Source organism: Bradyrhizobium sp. 521_C7_N1_3 (genome assembly GCF_052075975.1).
GTDB lineage: Bacteria > Pseudomonadota > Alphaproteobacteria > Rhizobiales > Xanthobacteraceae > Bradyrhizobium > Bradyrhizobium japonicum.
Window position 1 is genome coordinate 9,373,791 of sequence record NZ_CP197232.1, and the last position, 18,128, is coordinate 9,391,918.

16 protein-coding genes are annotated in these 18,128 nt (G+C 64.2%); 5 read left to right on the forward strand and 11 right to left on the reverse strand.

Annotation, left to right across the window (positions count from 1 at the left end; genetic code table 11):
* Nucleotides 1-15: 15 nt before the first annotated feature.
* Nucleotides 16-924, reverse strand: coding sequence for a LysR family transcriptional regulator (locus AB7008_RS44470; protein WP_014491861.1), 909 nt, complete (start codon nt 922-924; stop codon nt 16-18).
* 141 nt (nt 925-1,065) lie between these two features.
* Here AB7008_RS44470 and AB7008_RS44475 point away from each other — a divergent pair, with 141 nt between their 5' ends.
* From AB7008_RS44475 to AB7008_RS44485, 3 genes are all read left to right on the forward strand, one after another.
* A complete protein-coding gene (locus AB7008_RS44475; RefSeq protein WP_212109486.1) occupies nt 1,066-2,217 on the forward strand; it encodes an HlyD family secretion protein in 1,152 nt (383 codons plus the stop codon).
* Between the two features lie 116 nt (nt 2,218-2,333).
* Nucleotides 2,334-3,950, forward strand: a complete 1,617-nt coding sequence (locus tag AB7008_RS44480) for an MDR family MFS transporter (protein ID WP_441260920.1) — start codon at nt 2,334-2,336, stop codon at nt 3,948-3,950.
* A gap of 40 nt (nt 3,951-3,990) precedes the next feature.
* Complete coding sequence (locus tag AB7008_RS44485) at nt 3,991-4,452, forward strand: carboxymuconolactone decarboxylase family protein (RefSeq protein WP_007615070.1); 462 nt, start codon at nt 3,991-3,993, stop codon at nt 4,450-4,452.
* 203 nt (nt 4,453-4,655) lie between these two features.
* Here AB7008_RS44485 and AB7008_RS44490 read toward each other — a convergent pair whose 3' ends face one another.
* The 6 genes from AB7008_RS44490 to AB7008_RS44515 all read right to left on the reverse strand — a co-directional run bounded on the left by AB7008_RS44490 (nt 4,656) and on the right by AB7008_RS44515 (nt 10,430).
* Nucleotides 4,656-5,516: a D-amino-acid transaminase gene (locus AB7008_RS44490; protein WP_441260921.1), complete on the reverse strand. Its 861-nt coding sequence runs from the start codon at nt 5,514-5,516 to the stop codon at nt 4,656-4,658.
* A 202-nt stretch (nt 5,517-5,718) separates the two neighbouring features.
* Nucleotides 5,719-6,450, reverse strand: a complete 732-nt coding sequence (locus AB7008_RS44495; protein WP_028157871.1) for an amino acid ABC transporter ATP-binding protein — start codon at nt 6,448-6,450, stop codon at nt 5,719-5,721.
* 12 nt (nt 6,451-6,462) lie between these two features.
* Nucleotides 6,463-7,155 (reverse strand): amino acid ABC transporter permease, encoded by a 693-nt coding sequence (locus tag AB7008_RS44500; protein WP_028157870.1) that lies wholly within the window; start codon nt 7,153-7,155, stop codon nt 6,463-6,465.
* Nucleotides 7,156-7,159: 4 nt separating this feature from the next.
* Entirely contained in the window at nt 7,160-7,891 is a 732-nt protein-coding gene (locus AB7008_RS44505) for an amino acid ABC transporter permease (protein WP_028157869.1), read from the reverse strand.
* A 127-nt stretch (nt 7,892-8,018) separates the two neighbouring features.
* Nucleotides 8,019-8,930 (reverse strand): amino acid ABC transporter substrate-binding protein, encoded by a 912-nt coding sequence (locus tag AB7008_RS44510; RefSeq protein WP_028157868.1) that lies wholly within the window; start codon nt 8,928-8,930, stop codon nt 8,019-8,021.
* 114 nt (nt 8,931-9,044) lie between these two features.
* Nucleotides 9,045-10,430, reverse strand: a complete 1,386-nt coding sequence (locus AB7008_RS44515; RefSeq protein ID WP_028157867.1) for a M20 family metallopeptidase — start codon at nt 10,428-10,430, stop codon at nt 9,045-9,047.
* A gap of 285 nt (nt 10,431-10,715) precedes the next feature.
* Here AB7008_RS44515 and AB7008_RS44520 point away from each other — a divergent pair, with 285 nt between their 5' ends.
* Entirely contained in the window at nt 10,716-12,095 is a 1,380-nt protein-coding gene (locus AB7008_RS44520; protein WP_304491626.1) for an LLM class flavin-dependent oxidoreductase, read from the forward strand.
* Between the two features lie 227 nt (nt 12,096-12,322).
* Here AB7008_RS44520 and AB7008_RS44525 read toward each other — a convergent pair whose 3' ends face one another.
* Nucleotides 12,323-13,984 (reverse strand): thiamine pyrophosphate-binding protein, encoded by a 1,662-nt coding sequence (locus AB7008_RS44525; RefSeq protein WP_304491627.1) that lies wholly within the window; start codon nt 13,982-13,984, stop codon nt 12,323-12,325.
* Nucleotides 13,985-14,023: 39 nt separating this feature from the next.
* On the opposite strand from AB7008_RS44525, the gene AB7008_RS44530 reads away from it, so the two are divergent.
* A complete protein-coding gene (locus tag AB7008_RS44530; RefSeq protein ID WP_245285704.1) occupies nt 14,024-14,566 on the forward strand; it encodes a TfoX/Sxy family protein in 543 nt (180 codons plus the stop codon).
* Here AB7008_RS44530 and AB7008_RS44535 read toward each other — a convergent pair.
* The 3 genes from AB7008_RS44535 to AB7008_RS44545 form a co-directional block, all read right to left on the reverse strand.
* Entirely contained in the window at nt 14,520-15,026 is a 507-nt protein-coding gene (locus AB7008_RS44535) for a GFA family protein (RefSeq protein WP_441260922.1), read from the reverse strand. The two genes, AB7008_RS44530 and AB7008_RS44535, sit on opposite strands and share 47 nt — an antisense overlap.
* Before the next feature lie 226 nt (nt 15,027-15,252).
* The gene (locus AB7008_RS44540) at nt 15,253-16,380 is read right to left on the reverse strand and encodes an alkene reductase (protein ID WP_304491630.1); all 1,128 of its coding nucleotides are present in this window, start codon (nt 16,378-16,380) and stop codon (nt 15,253-15,255) included.
* A 118-nt stretch (nt 16,381-16,498) separates the two neighbouring features.
* Nucleotides 16,499-17,995, reverse strand: a complete 1,497-nt coding sequence (locus AB7008_RS44545; protein ID WP_441260923.1) for an aldehyde dehydrogenase family protein — start codon at nt 17,993-17,995, stop codon at nt 16,499-16,501.
* Nucleotides 17,996-18,128: the final 133 nt, after the last annotated feature.

Genomic DNA, 18,128 nt, shown 5'->3' on the forward strand with positions numbered 1-18,128 from the left:
CTGCCGCCGCGCCACTCACGCATACGGATTGATCAGCTTCTGCTGCTCGGCGCTGTGATGCACGAGCATGTCGATGAAGGTCCTGACCTTCGCCGACAGATGATGCCGATGCGGATAGACCGCGTTCATCGACATCTCGACCGGCCGGTACTCCGGCAGGAGGCGCACCAGCCGGCCCGCATCGAGGTCATCCCCCACCAGAAAGCCGGCCGCAAGACTGATGCCGGCGCCCTGCAACGCGGCCTCGCGCAGGGCTTCGCCGCTGTTGGTGATCAGGTTGCCGGAGACGCGCACCGAGGCCGGCGTACCCTTGCGATCGAAGAAGCGCCACTCGTCGAAGGGATAGTTGATGTGGCGCACGCAATTGTGCCCGGCAAGCTCTTCGAGCGTCTGCACGCGTCCATGCGCCTCGATATAGCCGTGCGAGCAGCACAGCACGTGCCGCCAGGTCGCCAGGCTCCGCACGATCAGGCTGGAGTCCGGCGGCGCGATCATGCGCAGCGCAAGGTCGAAGCCCTCCTCGATCAGATCGACATTGGTCTCGCCCATGCGCAGATCGACCTTCACCTCCGGATAGGTCGCGAGGAATTCAGCCATCACTGGAGCCACGAACGGAACCATATGCGTGGCGGTGTGAATGCGCAGCGTGCCGCGCGGCGTCGATTGCAGCGCGCCCGCGATGTCATCGGCCTGTTCGAGATCGGCGAGGATCTGCATCGAGCGGTCGTAATAGGCCCTGCCGATTTCGGTAAGGCTCACTTTTCGCGTGGTGCGGTTCAGGAGCCGAACCCCGAGCCGGTCCTCCAGCGCCTGGACATGGTTGCTCACCATGGTCGTGGACATGTTGAGCCGGCGGGCGGCGGCGGAGAAGCCGCCATTTTCGACCACCCGGACGAAGGCGGTGAGACTGGTGAAGCGGTCCATAGGTCTGGCTCCGGATTATCCGCTATGGCTGGATAATGCTTCCATTTCTTCCGGGATTATCACAAGCGGGAAGACAGCGCATCTTGCCGGCATCAACGGCGCACCGTTCGGACCGGGGCGGTTGGGAATTCCGAGGATGCCATGTCGAACGCTTCTTATGTCACTGAAACTAATCAGAAAATCAGCTTTCGCCCGTCCCGGCAGGCGGTCAAGCGGGCGGCCATCGGCTTGGCGCTGGCCCTCGGAATCGCCGCGGCCGGCGACTTCGGCTACGACTACCTGAGCACCGGCCGTTACCTCGAATCCACCGACGACGCCTATGTGAAGGCGGATTCCACCATCGTCGCCCCCAAGGTTTCCGGCTACATCGCGAAGGTGCTGGTGGGCGACAACGAGAAGGTCCGGGCCGGTCAGCTCCTCGCGAAGATCGACGACCGCGATTTCAGGGCCGCGCTCGACCAGGCCCGCGCCGATGTCGCCGCCGGTGAAGCCTCGGTGCGCAACATCGACGCCCAGCTCGAACTGCAGCAGCCCATCATCGAGCAGAGCACGGCCGACGTGGCCGCGGCCGACGCCAATCTGAAATTCGCGCAGGAGGAACGCGCCCGCTACGACGACCTGATGAAGTCGGGCTCCGGCACGATCCAGCGTGCGCAGCAGACCGATGCCGCGCTGCGCGCCAGCAACGCGCAATTGCAGCACGCCAAGTCAGGCCTGGTGGCCGCGCAGCGGAAGGTCGACGTGCTCACCACCCAGCGCGCCCAAGCAACTGCACAGCTCGACCGCACCCGCGCGGTCGCACAGCAGGCAGAGCTGAACCTGTCCTATACCGAGATCACCGCGCCGGTGGACGGCACGGTCGGCGCACGCTCGTTACGCGTCGGCCAGTATGTGCAGGCCGGCACGCAATTGATGGCGGTGGTGCCGCTCGATGCGGTTTATGTCGTCGCCAACTTCAAGGAGACGCAGCTCACGCATGTGCGTGCGGGCCAGCCGGTCGAGCTGCAGGTCGACAGTTTTCGCAATCGCACGCTTCGCGGTCACGTCGACAGCCTTTCGCCAGCCAGCGGACTTGAATTCGCGCTGCTGCCGCCCGACAACGCCACCGGAAATTTCACCAAGATCGTGCAACGCGTGCCGGTGAAGATCGTGCTCGACGACCACAGCCTGACCGGCCTGCTCAGGCCCGGCATGTCGGCGGTGCCGACCATCGACACCAAGGCGACTGTGCTGGCCGAGCGCGAGACGGCTGGGCGCCTCGCCAACAACGCCCCCCGCCCGAACGGCGGCTGAAGCCGGGAAGGCCGGCAGGATTATCAGGTCCTGCCGGACGATCCTTCCCACGCTTCCTCGATTATCGAAACCAACCGCCTAATGCATCCTGTCTCCGTGACCGAGACGAGGCTTCCATGAGCACGCTCCAACCGACCGCCGACGCCGCCTCCGCTGCCAGCATTCCCGCCCCTGCTGCGCCCGCCACGCCGGCAGTCTCCGCAAAAACCTGGATCGCGGTGATCGGCGCCACCCTCGGCGCCTTCATGGCGGTGCTGAACATCCAGATCGTCAACGCTTCGCTCGCCGACATCCAGGGCGCAATCGGCGCCGGCATCGACGATGGCGGCTGGATCTCGACCTCCTATCTGATCGCCGAGATCGTGGTGATCCCGCTCTCCGGCTGGCTTGCGCAGGTGTTCTCGATCCGCATCTATCTGCTCACCAACGCAGTCCTGTTCCTGCTGCTGTCGGCGGCCTGCGCGCTGGCGCAGGACCTGCCGCAAATGATCGTGCTGCGCGCGGTGCAGGGTTTCACCGGTGGCGTGCTGATCCCGATGGCCTTCACGCTCATCATCACGCTGTTGCCTCGCGCCAAGCAGCCCGTCGGCCTTGCACTGTTCGCATTGTCGGCGACGTTCGCACCGGCGATCGGCCCGACCATAGGGGGCTATCTCACCGAGAATTTCGGCTGGCAGTACATCTTCTACGTCAACCTCGCGCCCGGCGCGATCATGGTCGGCATGCTTTGGTACGCGCTCGACGCCAAGCCCATGAAGCTTGCGCTGCTGCGCGAGGGCGACTGGGCCGGCATCATCACCATGGCGATCGGCCTGTCGGCGCTTCAGACCGTGCTGGAAGAGGGCAACAAGGACGACTGGTTCGGCTCGCCTTTCATCGTCAAGCTGTCGGTCATCGCGGCCACTGCGCTGACCGCTTTCCTGATCATCGAGCTCACAGCGAAGAAGCCGCTGCTCAATTTGCGCCTGCTGGTGCGCCGCAATTTCGGCTTCGGCATGCTCGCGAACTTCCTGCTCGGTGTCGCGCTCTACGGCTCGGTGTTCATCCTGCCGCAATATCTGGCGCGCATTCAGGGCTACAATGCCGAGCAGATCGGCATGGTGCTGGCCTGGACCGGACTGCCGCAACTCATGCTGATCCCGCTGGTGCCACGCCTGATGCAGAAGTTCGACGCGCGGATCATCATCGGCGTCGGCTTCGTCCTGTTCGCGGCCTCGAACTTCATGAACATCTACATGACCAGCAACTATGCCGCTGATCAGCTGCTCTGGCCCAACGTGGTTCGCGCGATCGGCCAGGCGCTGGTCATGGCACCGCTGTCGGCGGTCGCGACATCAGGCATCGAAGCGGAGAATGCGGGCTCGGCCTCCGGACTGTTCAACATGATGCGCAATCTCGGCGGCGCCGTCGGCATCGCGCTGCTCCAGACCGTGCTGACCAAGCGCGAGCAGTATCACTCCAACGTGCTGATGCAGTCGGTCTCGATGTTCGAGCAGGCGACGCGGACCCGGCTGGAGCAGCTCACCCAATATTTCGTCAATCACGGCATTCTCGACCGTGCCGACGCCGCGCATCGTGCCTATGTCGCGATCGGCCATATCGTGCAGAAGCAGGCTTACATCTTCGCCTTCAGCGACACCTTCTATCTGCTCGGCATGGCACTGATCGTGGCCCTGATCGCCGTATTCTTCCTGAAGAAACCCGGCCAGACTTCGGCCGGTGGAGCTCACTGAGATCAACCCAAGAAACTAACTCAAGCAAAGGAGAACGACCATGAAACCCCGCATGAACTTCTACCAGGCCGCCCCCGACACGATGAAGGCGCTGATGGCACTGGAAGAGCAGATCCAGTCCACGGGCCTCGAGAAATCGCTGATCGAGCTCGTCAAGATCCGGGCGTCGCAGATCAACGGCTGCGCCTTCTGCATCAACATGCACACCGAGGACGCCCGCAAGCGCGGCGAGACCGAACAGCGCATCTATCTGCTCAACGCCTGGCGCGAATCCCCGCTCTATACCGATCGCGAGCGCGCCGCGCTGGCCTGGACGGAATCGGTGACGCTGATCTCCGAGACCCACGCGCCGGACGACGTCTACGAGCAGGTCCGCGCGCAATTCTCCGACGCGGAGACGGTGAACCTGACGATGCTGATCGGAGCCATCAATGCCTGGAACCGGATCGCGATCGCGTTCCGCGCGGTGCATCCGGTGAAGGTGAAGGCGTCGGTGGCGTAGAGGTGGTGTTGGTGGCGGCGTGATGGACGCAATGCCGCCTCCACACATCCAACTGTCATGCCCCGGCGAACGCGGGGCATCCAGTACGCCGGGGCCTATCGATTGAACCACGACCGCCTCGGAGTACTGGATCGCCCGGTCAAGCCGGGCGATGACACCTAGGCTTGGTGATGCAGTGCCGCGCCCCTCGCAGCGTGGTCGGCCTAAACCGCCGTCGCCTTCGCGAACTCCACGTAGATCTCGCGCAGGCGCGTTGCCATCGGACCTGGCTTGCCGTCACCGACCTTCTTGCCGTCGATGGCGATCACCGGCTGCACGAACAGCGAGGCTGAAGTGGCGAACGCTTCCTTCGCGGCCAGCGCCTCTTCCACGGTGAAAGACCGTTCCTCGACGCGAAGCTGACGCTCTTCGGCGAGCGCCACCACGGCCTTGCGGGTGCAGCCCGGCAGGATCGCGTTGGAGTTCTTGCGGGTCACGATGACGTCGTCCTTGGTCAGGATGAACGCCGAGGACGAACCGCCCTCGGTGACGTAGCCGTCTTCCAGCATCCAGGCCTCGCCGGCGCCGGCTTCGGCCGCGGCCTGCTTCGCCAGAACCTGCGCGAGCAGTGCCACGCTCTTGATGTCGCGCCGTTCCCAGCGGATGTCGGGCACGGTGATCACGTTGATGCCGGTCTTGGCCGAGGCGGCGTTGATGATGTCTTTCTCGGAGGTGAACATCACCAGGCTCGACTTGACGTCGCCCTTGGGAAAGGCGAAGTCGCGGCCCTTGTCGGCGCCGCGCGTGACCTGGAGATAGACGAGGCCGTTCTCGACCTTGTTGCGCGCGATCAGCTCCTTCTGGAGCTCGGTGATGCGCTCCACCGTCTCCGGCAGCTTCAGCTTGATCTCGCCGACCGAGCGCTCCAGGCGCGTCAGGTGCGAAGCGTTGTCGACCAGCTTGCCGTCGAGCACGGCCGAAACCTCGTAGATGCCGTCGGCGAACAGGAAGCCGCGATCAAGCACCGAGATTCTGGCGTCCGAGAGCGGGACGAATGAGCCGTTGACGTAGGCGATCGAGTCCAAGGCGGGTCTCCTGGCGGGATGGGGGATTTGGCGCGCTTATACGCGAAATGGGGGCGGCGATCACCCCTCTATTCGTCATTCCGGGGCGGCGCGAAGCGACGTGCTTTGATGCGCAATTGCGCATCAGAGAATCCATAACCACCAGCCGGGGTTATGGATTCCGGGCCCGCGCCAAGAGGCGCATCCCGGAATGACAGGGGGGTCAGTGCGAAAGAATCTTCGACAGGAACTTCTGCGCGCGGTCGCTGCGCGGCTTGCCGAAGAAGTCCTCCTTCGCCGCGTCCTCGACGATCTCGCCGCGGTCCATGAAGATGACGCGGTTGGCGACCTTGCGGGCAAAACCCATCTCGTGGGTGACGACCATCATGGTCATGCCTTCGCGGGCGAGATCGACCATGACGTCGAGCACCTCGCTCACCATCTCGGGGTCGAGCGCCGAGGTCGGCTCGTCGAACAGCATGACGATCGGGTCCATGGCGAGCGCGCGGGCGATCGCGACGCGCTGCTGCTGGCCGCCGGAGAGCTGCGCCGGAAACTTCTGCGCCTGCTCCTTCAGGCCGACACGCTCCAGCAGCTGCATGCCCTTCGTGACCGACTTGTCGTGCGACCGGCCCAGCACCTTCTCCTGCGCGAGGCAGAGATTGTCGATGATCTTCAGATGCGGAAACAGCTCGAAATGCTGGAACACCATGCCGACGCGCGAACGCAGTTTCGGCAGATTGGTCTTGGGGTCATTGACCTTGGTGCCGTCGACGCTGATGTCGCCCTCCTGGAACGGCTCCAGCGCATTGACGCATTTGATCAGCGTCGACTTGCCCGAGCCCGAGGGGCCGCAGACCACGACGACCTCGCCCTTGGTCACGCTGGTGGTGCAGTCGGTCAGCACCTGGAAGGTCGGGGTGTACCATTTGTTGACGTGGCTGATTTCGATCATGACCGATACGCTCTATCGAAGGATGGCGATGCGCGCCTGGAGGCGACGAACGCCGAAGGATGCGATGCAGGAAATGGTGAAGTAGACGACGGCCGCAAACAGATACATCTCGACCAGCCGCCCGTCGCGCTGCGCGACCTTGCTGGCCGCGCCGAGGAAGTCCGTGATCGACAGCACATAGACCAGCGAGGTGTCCTGGAACAGCACGATGGTCTGCGTGATCAGGACCGGCAGCATGTTGCGGAACGCCTGCGGCAGCACGACGTAGCGCATCGTCTGCGCATAGTTGAGCCCAAGCGCGCTGGCCGCGGCCGGCTGTCCGCGCGAGATCGACTGGATGCCGGCACGCATGATCTCGGAGAAGTACGCGGCCTCGAACATGATGAACGTGATGAGCGAGGATGCGAACGCGCCGACGCTGATCGGGCGCGCCGCGCCGGTCAGCCACTGCCCGATATAGGGTACCAGGAAGTAGAACCAGAAGATGACCAGCACCAGCGGCAGCGAGCGCATGAAGTCGACATAGATGCCGGCGATGCGGCCCAGGATCTTGAAGCCCGAGAGCCGCATCAGCGCGAGTGCCGTGCCGAAGATCAGGCCGCCAAGCGCGGCGAGTGCCGTCAGCGTCACTGTGAACGTCATGCCCTCGTAGAACAGATAGGGCAACGCGCGGATAATGACGCCGAAATCGAAATTGCTGAACATGGCGCTATTTCCCCGTGATGTAGCCGGGGATCGCGACCCAGCGCTCGAGGAAGCGCATCGCAGTCACCACGACGGCGTTGACGAGGAGATAGAGCAGGGTCGCGGCGGTGAAGGCCTCGAACACCTGGAACGAGAATTCCTGCATCGAGCGCGCCTGTCCGGTGAGTTCGAGCAAACCGATGGTGATGGCCACGGCCGTGTTCTTGATGGTGTTGAGGAACTCGGAGGTCAGCGGCGGCAGGATGATGCGGAACGCCATCGGCAGCAGCACGTAGCGATAGCCCTGCACGGTGGTCAGCCCGAGCGCCGTCGCCGCCATCTTCTGCCCGCGCGGCAGCGAGCCGATACCGGCCTGCAATTGCACTGCGACGCGCGCCGACATGAAGAAGCCGATGCCGATCGCAGCCGTCCAGAACGGCGCATTCGGCAGTTGCTTCAGCCACAGGCCGGCGGCCTTCGGCAGCAATTCCGGCAGCACGAAGAACCACAGGAAGAGCTGCACCAGCAGCGGCATGTTGCGGAAGAACTCGACCCAGCAGAAGCCGAACCAGTACGCTCCCTTCGACGGCAGCGTGCGCATCACGCCGACGATCGATCCGGCGATCAGCGCGATGATCCAGGCGAGCACGCCCGTCTTCAGGGTCAGCGCCAGGCCCGACAACAGCATGTCGAGATAGGTGCCGGTCCCCATCGGGTTCGGCTCGAAGAAAATTCCCCAGTTCCAGTGGTAGTTCACGTGTCCCCCGCGCGAACGCGCCAATCATGGAAGTTGCAGGCGCCTATGCAAATGTCCGGCCACTCTCCCTCCAGAATGGCCGGATTATCTTCCCTCTCCCCGCTTGCGGGGAGAGGGAAACAGCATCTTACTTATAGTCGTCCGGGTTCGGCGAGTCCGAAGGTTTTGCGAACTCGTTCTTCAGCTCGGCCGAAATCGGGGTGTTGAGGTTCAGACCCTTCGGCGGGATCTTCTGCGTGAACCACTTCTCGTAGATCTTCTGGCCCTCGCCGGAGGTGTAGAGCGCGGCGGTCGCGGAATCGACCACCTTCTTGAAGGCGGCGTCATCCTTGCGCAGCATGATGCCGTAGGGCTCGGGCTTCGAGAACGCATCCTTGGAGATGACGTAGTCGTCCGGCGCCTTCGAGCCGGCAACCAGGCTCGCGAGCAGGATGTCGTCCATGACGAAGGCGACCGCGCGATCGGTCTCGACCATCAGGAAGGCTTCGGCGTGGTCCTTGGCCGGGATGATGTTGGCGCCGAGCTTCTTCTCGACGTTGGCCTCGGTGAGCTGCTTAATGTTGGTGGTGCCGGCGGTCGAGACCACCGCCTTGCCCTTGAGGTCGTCGATCGACTTCAGGCCGCTCGACTTCTTGAAGACGTAGCGGCTGGCCGTCAGGAAGTGGGTGTTGGTGAAGGCGACCTGCTTCTGGCGCTCGACATTGTTGGTGGTCGAGCCGCATTCGAGGTCGATTGTGCCGTTGGCCATCAGCGGAATACGGGTCGCCGAAGTCACCGGATTGAGCTTGACCTCGAGCTTGTCGAGCTTGAGCTCCTTTTTCACGGCGTCGACGATCTTGTAGCAGATGTCCATCGCGAACCCGACGGGCTTCTGGTTGTCGTCGAGATAGGAGAACGGGATCGAGGAATCGCGGAAGCCGAGCGTAATGGCGCCGGTGTCCTTGATGTTCTTCAGCGTGCCGGTCAGCTCCTGGGCCCCGGCCTGGCTGACGGCGAAGGTCGCGGCGAGCGCGAGGCCGATGCTACGGAAATGTCTCACTTTTTTGTTCCCCTTTCAGGATGATGCGGCCGGATGCAAGCACAAATCAGGCCGGATTAGAATGTGACTTTCGGCTGGATTGCGGCTCAGGTTAATGGCTCAGCTTTTAATGGCTCAGCTTAATGGCTTGGGCAATTCCCCGAGATCCCAGAACAGCCCGGCCATCACCGTCAAGGCCTCTTCGGTCAATGGCAGCAGGATGTGCTCATTGGGCGCATGCTGGGAGCAGCCGGGATAGGAGTGCGGGACCCAGATCGTCGGCAGGCCCAGGATCTCGGAAAACACGTCGTTGGGCAGCGAGCCGCCGAAATTCGGCAAAACGGCCGGCGCCTTGCCGGTCGTCTCCTTCACCGAATCCGCCGCCCATGTGATCCACGGGCTGTCGAAATCGGTGCGCGACGCCGCAAAGCTCTGGGCGGCCCGCACCTCGACCATTGGAAAGCCCTTTTGCACCAGATGCGCGCGGACAGCATCGATCAGGCCGTCGACCCTGGTGCCGACCACGAAACGCAGTTGCAGCACGGCATTGGCGTGGCCGGGGATGGCATTCGCGGGCTTCTCGATATTGCCGGACGACATCGCCAGCACTTCGAGCGTGTTCCAGGCATAGAGCCGCTCGGCGGCCGACAGCCCTTCCTCGCCCCAGTTCTCCGCGAGCGCCGGCTCGTCCTCGGTCGGCACCACCTGCACGTCGGCAAGATAGCTGCGGATCTGGTTGGTGAGCCGCGGCGGCTTCAGCGCGTCGAGCTGAAGCCGGCCATGGCCGTCGACCAGCGTCGAGATCGCGTTGACGAGAATGGTCGCGGGGTTGGCGAGCACGCCGCCCCAATTGCCGGAATGATGGCCGCCATCGCGCAGATTGACGTCGAGATGAATGCGGATGCCGCCACGGCAACCCAGGAACAAGGTCGGCCGGTCGGCCGACAGGCGCGGTCCGTCTGAGGCCATGAACAGATCGGCCTTGAGCGCATCGCGGTTGAGGTCGCAGACCTTGCCGAGATCGGGCGAGCCGATCTCCTCGCCCATTTCAACGATGAATTTTGCGTTGAAGCCGAACTTGCCGCCGCGAGCCTCGCGCACCGCACGGAGTGCCGCCATGTTGATGCTGTGCTGGCCCTTGTTGTCGGCGGTGCCACGGCCATAGAGCCGCGCGCCCGCAACCGTCGTGCGCCAGGGATCGCGGCCGTCGCGCCACTCCCCTTCCATACCGTCGACGACGTCGCCATGGCCGTAGATCAGCACCGTCGGCGCTGATGCGCTCTCGTGATGCTCGGCGAACAGGAACGGCGCCTTGCCGCTCGGGGATTCGACGATGCGGCTGGTAAAGTCGAGCGCAGCAAAGGAGGGCATCATCTCCTGTTCCAGGTAGCCGCGCAGCTCGGCGCCGCGCGACGGGTTCTGGCTCTCGGTCTTGAAGGCCACACGGCGGTCGAGCTCGGTGAGGAACGCACCGGATTTGAAGTCGTCCCGGGCGCGGGCGATGGCGTCGGCTCTGGTCATGGCTGGTTTTTCGAGGCGTTGGGACGAAGGACCTTACCCGAGACAGGTAGCCCTTCGAAAGTGGCGGGGAGTTGGACAGGTCTTGTAGTTCTCTTGGGATTTCGTTCTTGCTCTCTTGAGATTGGCTTGCCAAGAGCGGGAGCGCCGCTGATTTTGGCCTTGCCAAGCGCAAGCCTTTCTATTCTTGGCCCTTGCCAAGGGCCAATTATATGCAAGAACTTCGCCAAGTTGAGGCGCACGTCTATCATTCGAAGAGCGCTCGGTACAGGGCGCCGGGGGATCATCATGGCCAAGCAGATCAGGCTCAACGCCTTTGCGATGAATTGCGTCGCGCATCAATCACCCGGGCTGTGGACCCATCCGCGCGATCGCACCGCCGAATATAATCGCCTGCCCTACTGGATCGATCTCGCCAGGACGCTGGAACGCGGCCGTTTCGACGGGTTGTTCCTGGCCGACGTGCTCGGGGTCTATGACGTCTATGGCAACAGCCCTGACGCTGCCTTGCGCAATGCAGCGCAGACGCCGTCGAACGAGCCGCTGCTGCTGCTGTCGGCGATGGCGGCGGTGACGCAGAATCTCGGCTTCGGCGTCACCAGCAATCTGTCCTTCGAGCCGCCCTACCCGTTCGCGCGGCGGATGTCGACGCTCGACCATCTCACCGAGGGACGGATCGGCTGGAACGTCGTCACCGGCTATCTCGACAGCGCCGCACGCGGCGCCGGCAAGGACAAGCAGACCGGGCACGACGACCGCTACGACATCGCCGACGAATATATGGAGGTCGTCTACAAGCTCTGGGAAGGCAGCTGGGAGGACGATGCCGTGCTGCGGGACCGGGCGCGCGGCATCTTCACCGATCCCACAAAAGTTCATCGCGTCAACCACGAGGGCGCGAATTATCGCATCAACAACACCATCCACCTCAGCGAGCCGTCGCCGCAGCGGACGCCCGTGCTGTACCAGGCCGGCACCTCGCCGCGCGGCCGGCAATTCGCGGCGAAGCACGCCGAATGCGTGTTCATGTCGGGACCGTCGGCCAAGATCATCGGGCCGCGCGTCTCCGCGATCCGCCAGGAAGCCGCCGCGCTCGGCCGCAACCCGGCGGAAATCCTGATGTTCAACATGATGACGATCATCCTCGGCAACACGGAAGCCGAAGCGGCTGCGAAATATGCCGACTACCGGTCGCATATCAGTCCGGAAGGCGCGCTGGCCCTGATGTCGGGGTGGACCGGCATCGACTTCTCCGGCTACGAGCTCGACCAGCAGGTGCGTCACGTCCAGAACGATGCCGGCCGCAGCGCGCTCGACAACGTCACCCGCGGCGACCCCGACCGCGTCTGGACCGTGCGTGACGTCATCGAGCATGTCGGCATCGGCGGCGCCGGCCCGGTCGTAGTCGGCACGCCCGAGAGCGTCGCTGACAAGATCGAGGATTGGTTCGAGAAGACTGACGTCGACGGCCTCAACGTTGCCTTTGCGATCTCACCCGGCGATTTCGAGGATATCGCCGACATGCTGGTGCCGGAGCTGACCAAGCGCGGCCGCTACAAGCCGGAATATGCAAAGGGCACATTGCGGGAGAAGCTGTTCGGCGACGGCCGTGCAAGGCTCGGTGCGCCGCATCCGGCTGCGGGGTATCGGGTGGGGAAGAAGGAGTAAAAGCCGCCAGGTACGCTGTCATGCCCCGACTTGCCGCCTTCGCCAAAAGGCTTCGGCGGCCGAGCACCCTTGTGGCCCCGGCGTAGCCTTGGCGGAGCCGGGACCGGGGCATCCAGTACGCCGCAGCCTCTCGAGGAATCACAGCCGTCTCTGGAATACTGGATCGCCCGATCAAGTCGGGCGATGACAGCTGAGAACGTGGCGAGCACCGACGCGATAGCGCCCCCCTACACCTTCCCGTCCACCATCACTTCGATCAGCTTCGTTCCGGGGCGGTTGAACGCCGACGACAACGTCGCCTTCAGCTCATGGGGATCACTCACCTTGATCGCCTCGCAGCCGAGCGCCTTCGCAATCCCTGCGAAATCCACCGGCGGATCGACAAAATCCATGCCGACGTAATTGTCGTCGCCATGGAAGGCGAGCAGGCGCTGCTTGATGATGCGGTAGCCGCCATTGTTGGCGATCACGACGTTGAGCGGCAGCTTGTGATGCGCCGCCGTCCACAGCGACTGGATCGAATACATCGCGCTGCCGTCACCGGAGAAGCACACCACGGGCCGATCCGGATTGGCGATGCTGGCGCCGACGGAGGCCGGCAGGCCCCAGCCGATGCCGCCGGAGGCAAGCCCATGATAGCCGAAGCGGTCGCGGTGCGGACGCAGCGCCGTGACCTGGCGGCTCGAGGTCAGCCCTTCGTCGACGAGGATCGCATGATCGGGCATGGCCTCGACCATTTGCAGCACCAGGAAATCCGGATCGATCGGGCTGCGGCCGGCGCTCCTGCCGACCTGCTCGACCAGCGCGGCGCGCCGCGCGGTCCAGTTCTTCGGCGCGAGCTCGGCGAGGCGCTGCTTGGCACGGCTTGCCAGCGCAGCGCCGCCCATCTCCTTCAGCACCGGGATCAGCGCCCGCAGCGTTTCCTTCAGATCCGCCTTGAGCGCGATTTCAGCCCCGTAGTTCTTGGCGATCTCCCAATCGACCAGGCCGATCTGCACGATGCCGAGACCGTCAGGCAGCGCGTCGACCTCGCTATAGACCGACATCCGCAAGGGATCGCCGCCGAGCGCGATCAGCAGATCGTAGGGCGCAAGCGTGTCGCGCGCGGCCTTCTGTACGCGCGCCAGCGTGCCGACGAAGCTCGGGCTTTCCGAGAGGAAATGCGAGCCATAGGGCGTCGAGGACTGATAGGCTGCCGCGCCCAAAAGCTCGGCGAGTTCGGCGGCCTCCTTCAGTGCATCGCTCTTGACCACCTCGTCCATGGTGACGATGACGGGACGTTCGGCCTTGAGCAGCCGCGCGGCAAACGCCTTCAGCGCCTCGTCCGACGGCTTTACGCGAGCATCGATGCGGGTGGAGCGGCCGAGATCGATGCCGGCCTCGCTGTTGAGGATGTCGCCCGGCAGCGAGATGAACACCGGCCCGGTCGGCGGCGTCATCGCGACCTTGGCGGCGCGGCGGACGATGCGCGGCAGATCTTCCAGCCGCGTCACCTCGACCGCCCATTTCACCAGCGGCTCGGCCATCCGCACCAGCGGGCCATAGAGTACCGGCTCCATCAGGCCGTGGCCCTGCTCCTGCTGTCCGGCGGTCAGGATCATCGGCGTGCCCGTGAACTGGGCGTTGTAGAGCGAGCCCATCGCGTTGCCGAGCCCCGGCGCGACATGGACGTTGCAGGCGACGAGCTTGCCGGAGGCGCGGCTGTAGCCATCCGCGATCGCGACCACCAGGCTCTCCTGCATTGCCATCACATAGGTGAGATCAGGATGGTCTTTCAGCGCATGCATGATCGGCAGCTCGGTGGTGCCGGGATTCCCGAACAGATGGGTGATGCCCTCGTCCTTGAGCAGCGCGAGAAAAGCGGAGCGGCCGGTGATCTTGTTCTTCATGTGTCCTCCAGACCCGCGGGCGCTGCCGCAAGGTGAGGCATGATGGCCGAACTTGGCCGAGGCAAGCAAGGAAGCGCCGTCATGGCAGACTTGCGTCGGCGTGGGCAAGCTGGGAACATGCTCGGGCGTAAACCTGCACGGGGAGACGCGATGGCCTATGACGAGAACACCGCGGCGCGGGTGCGCAAATTGCTGGCGGGTCAGCGAGACGTCGCGGAAAAGAAGATGATGGGCGGCCTCTGCTTCATGGTGAACAACACCATGTGCTGCACCGTAAGCGGGCGCGGCGGCATGCTGATCCGTGTCGGCCCGGACGCGCATGCCCGCATGCTGCAGAAGCCGCATACCAGCCCGATGGAAATGCGCGGGCGCATCATGACCGGTTTTGTGCGCGTCGCGCCGGACGGCTATCAGAGCGATGCCGAGCTGAAGGAATGGGTCAAGCGCGGGCTCGACTTCGTGGCGGCGAATACCGCGGGACGCAAAGCGGCGCCGCGGAAGGCTGCGGCGGCGACGACCAGGGTCGCCGCCAAGGCTAAAGCATCTCCTCGCGGCCGAGCTCGAAAGGGTCTTCGCCGCTAGCGCGCTTCTTCTTTTTCGAGCGCTGCCAGACCACACCAGGAAAGCCCTTCAGCGGCACCAGCGGCTCGCCGGTATAGGCCCATTCCTGAAGCTCCTCGATCGCGATGTGATAGAGCGGCTGGCGGCCGGTGCGCTCGTTGAACAGCGCGCGGGGGATGTTGATCATGTGCGGTCCGCGCGGCCGCTCGTACGCAATCGGCGTGCCACAATGGGCGCAGAAGCTGCGCGCGGTCCTGGTCGCCTTGTCCTCGTAGCGGGCGAGCGCGGTTTTCCCCGAAGTGATGCGAAAGCGCTTCTTCCAGCTTCCGACATAGGTCGCATAGGCTGCGCCGTGGGCGCGGCGGCTACTGGCAGAATGATCATGCCAGGCCCAACGCGCGGGGACGTCGATCTCGAAGGTGACCTTGCCGCAGAGGCATTGGCCGGTGGCGGTTCCTGCGGCGACTGCGGCTTTGGCCATGGTAGGTCCTTCCGTCGTCATTGCGAGCGCAGCGAAACAATCCAGACTGCCTCTGCGGAAAGACGCTGGATTGCTTCGCTGCGCTCGCAATGATGGAGTTTGTGGGCCCGTCGGAGCTACGAATATAGACCTGTAGCCCGGATGGAGCGAAGCGCAATCCGGGGAAGTCTATCGGCGAAGTGAGAAACCCGGATTTCGCTGCGCTCCATCCGGGCTACGAAGGTCTCTACGCCGTCGCGAGCTCGTCATACACCGGGTAATCCGTATACCCCTTCTCCTCGCCGCCGTAGAACGTCGCGCGGTTATACGGCGTGATCGGATAGTCGTGCCGAAGGCGGCGCGGCAAATCGGGGTTGGAGATGAAGATGCGGCCGAAGGCGATGATGTCGGCGTGGCCGTCGGCGATCGCCGCATTCGCGGTCTCGCCGGTGAAACCGCCGGCTGTCATCAGCACGCCGCTGTAGAGCGGACGGAACAGCACCATTGCGGAGGGCACGTTCTCCCAGTGGACGTCGGCACGGCCGGCGCCGCTGGATCGTGGCTCGATGAAGTGAAGATAGGCAAGGCCGAGCTTGTCGATCGCCTTCACGACGTGCGTGTAAAGCGGCATCGGATCGGGCTCACCGGAATCATTGGCGATGCCGTGGGGCGACAGCCGCACGCCGACACGGTTCGCACCCCAGACGTCGATCGCCGCCTGCGTGACCTCCAGTAGCAACCTCGCGCGGTTCTCGATCGAACCGCCATACTGATCGGTGCGCTGGTTGCTGCGCGACTGCAAAAACTGCTCGAGCAGATAGCCGTTGGCGCCGTGGATCTCGACGCCGTCGAAGCCGGCGGCGAGCGCGTTCTTGGCGCCCTGCCGGAAGCCCTCGACGATGCCCTTGACCTCGTCGGTCTCCAGCGCGCGCGGGGTCTCGTAATCAGAAATCTTGCCGTCGGCGGTCATCGCCTTCATGCCTTCGGCCTTGATCGCAATCGCCGAAGACGAGACCGGCGGCTCGCCGCCGTGGAAGGACGAATGCGAGACGCGGCCGACATGCCAGAGCTGAAGGAAGATGATGCCGCCCTTGGCGTGCACGGCATCCGTCACCTCGCGCCAGCCGGCGATCTGCGCCTCCGAATAGATGCCGGGCGTCGCGGGGTTACCGCGGCCATGCGAGAGCACGGGCGAGGCTTCAGCGATGATCAAGCCGCCTTGCGTGGCGCGCTGGCTGTAATATTCGGCGTTGAGCGGCCGCGGCGAGAAGCTCTCGCGCTCGGCGCGCATGCGCGTCAGCGGCGCCAACGCGACGCGATGCGCCAGCTTGTACGGACCGACCTGCAACGGTTTGAACAACGCCTCGAATTTCATGTGGGCCTCAGACGGCTATGAAAGGATGCGGACCATATAACGAAGGGCGGCCCCTGGAAAAGGCGCCGCCCCATTAAAACCAGATATTCCCTCTCGCGGAACGCCGGAGAGAGCAGGCCTACGCCGTCTTGATCCAGACGGCCTTCACATTGAGATATTCCTCGACATGCTGCTTGCCGGATTCGCGGCCATAGCCGCTCATCTTGTAGCCGCCGAAGGGCACGGCCGGGTCCATCGCCTGGTAGCAGTTCACCCACACCGAGCCGGCGCGCAGGCTCTTCGCCACCGCATGGGCCTTGCTGACGTCGCGCGTCCACAGGCCGGAGCCGAGGCCGAACGTCGTGTTGTTGGCGCGCTTGACTAGTTCGTCCATGTCCTTGAATGCGATCGCGGAGATGACGGGACCGAAAATCTCCTCCTGCGCGATGCGCATGTTGTCCTGCACGCCCGCGAACACCGTCGGCGAGACGAAGAAGCCCTTCGACAGCGCGCCTTCGGTGACGCGGCCGCCGCCGGCGAGTGCCCGCGCGCCCTCCTTCTGGCCGATATCGAGATAGCCGGTGACGCGCTTGAGTTGTTCCTCGGACACGAGCGGACCGATCTGAACGTTGGGATCGAGGCCGTTGCCGACCTGCAGCTTCTTGCCGAACTCGGCGACGCGGCCGACGAACTCTTCATAGACCGACTGCTCGACGAACAGACGCGTGCCGGCGCTGCAGATCTGCCCCGAATTGGCGAACACCGCCATCGCAGCACCCGGGACTGCGGCATCGAGATCGGCATCCGCGAACACGATGTCCGGCGACTTGCCGCCGAGCTCGAGCGAGACTCGCTTGAGGTTGCCGGCGGAGGCGCGGATGATCGACTGACCCGTGACGTGCGAGCCGGTGAAGGCGACCTTGTCGACGTCGTGGTGCGAAGCAAGCGCGGCGCCCGCGGTCTCGCCATAGCCGGGCACGACGTTGACGACGCCGGGCGGAATGCCGGCTTCCATCGCCAGCTCGGCGATGCGCAGCGAGGTGAGCGGCGCCTCTTCGGCGGGCTTCAGCACCACGGTGCAGCCGGTCGCGATGGCCGGACCGATCTTCCAGATCGTCGCGGTGAGCGGGCCGTTCCAGGGAATGATGGCGCCGACGACGCCGATCGGCTCCTTCAGCGTGTAGGAGAAGATTTCGCCGGGCAGCGAGTTCTCGATGGTCTCGCCGTGGATCGCGGTGGTCTGGCCGGCGTAGTAGCGCAGCATGCCGACGGCGCGCAGGCGATAGGCGCGGGTGCGGCTGAGCGGCGCGCCCATGTCGAGGGTGTCGAGCTGCGACAATTCGTCGAAATTCTTCTCGACGAGGTCGGCGAGCTTGAGCAGCAGGTTCTGCCGCTCGAACGGCTTTACTTTGCTCCAGGGGCCTTCGAAGGCACGGCGAGCGGCGGCGACGGCATGGTCGATGTCTTCCTTGTCGCCTTCGGCGACCGTCGCCAGCAATTCGCCGGTGGCGGGGTTGTGGGTCTCGAAGCGCTTGCCTGAGGCAGCATCGACCCACTTCCCGTCGATCAGCATCTGCTTGTAGGACCCGTTGGCGAACGGATGGCGCGTGATCGGAATAGCCTGCGACACAGCCATGGCTGCACTCCCTGTCAAATGATTGATTGGTTCGATCTGGGCGGGATCGTTAGGTCAAATAGAATACAGCGCCACCGGAAACGCGTAAAGGCGGCGTGGAACGAAGACCTCCCATGCCGACTTGTGCAGGGTC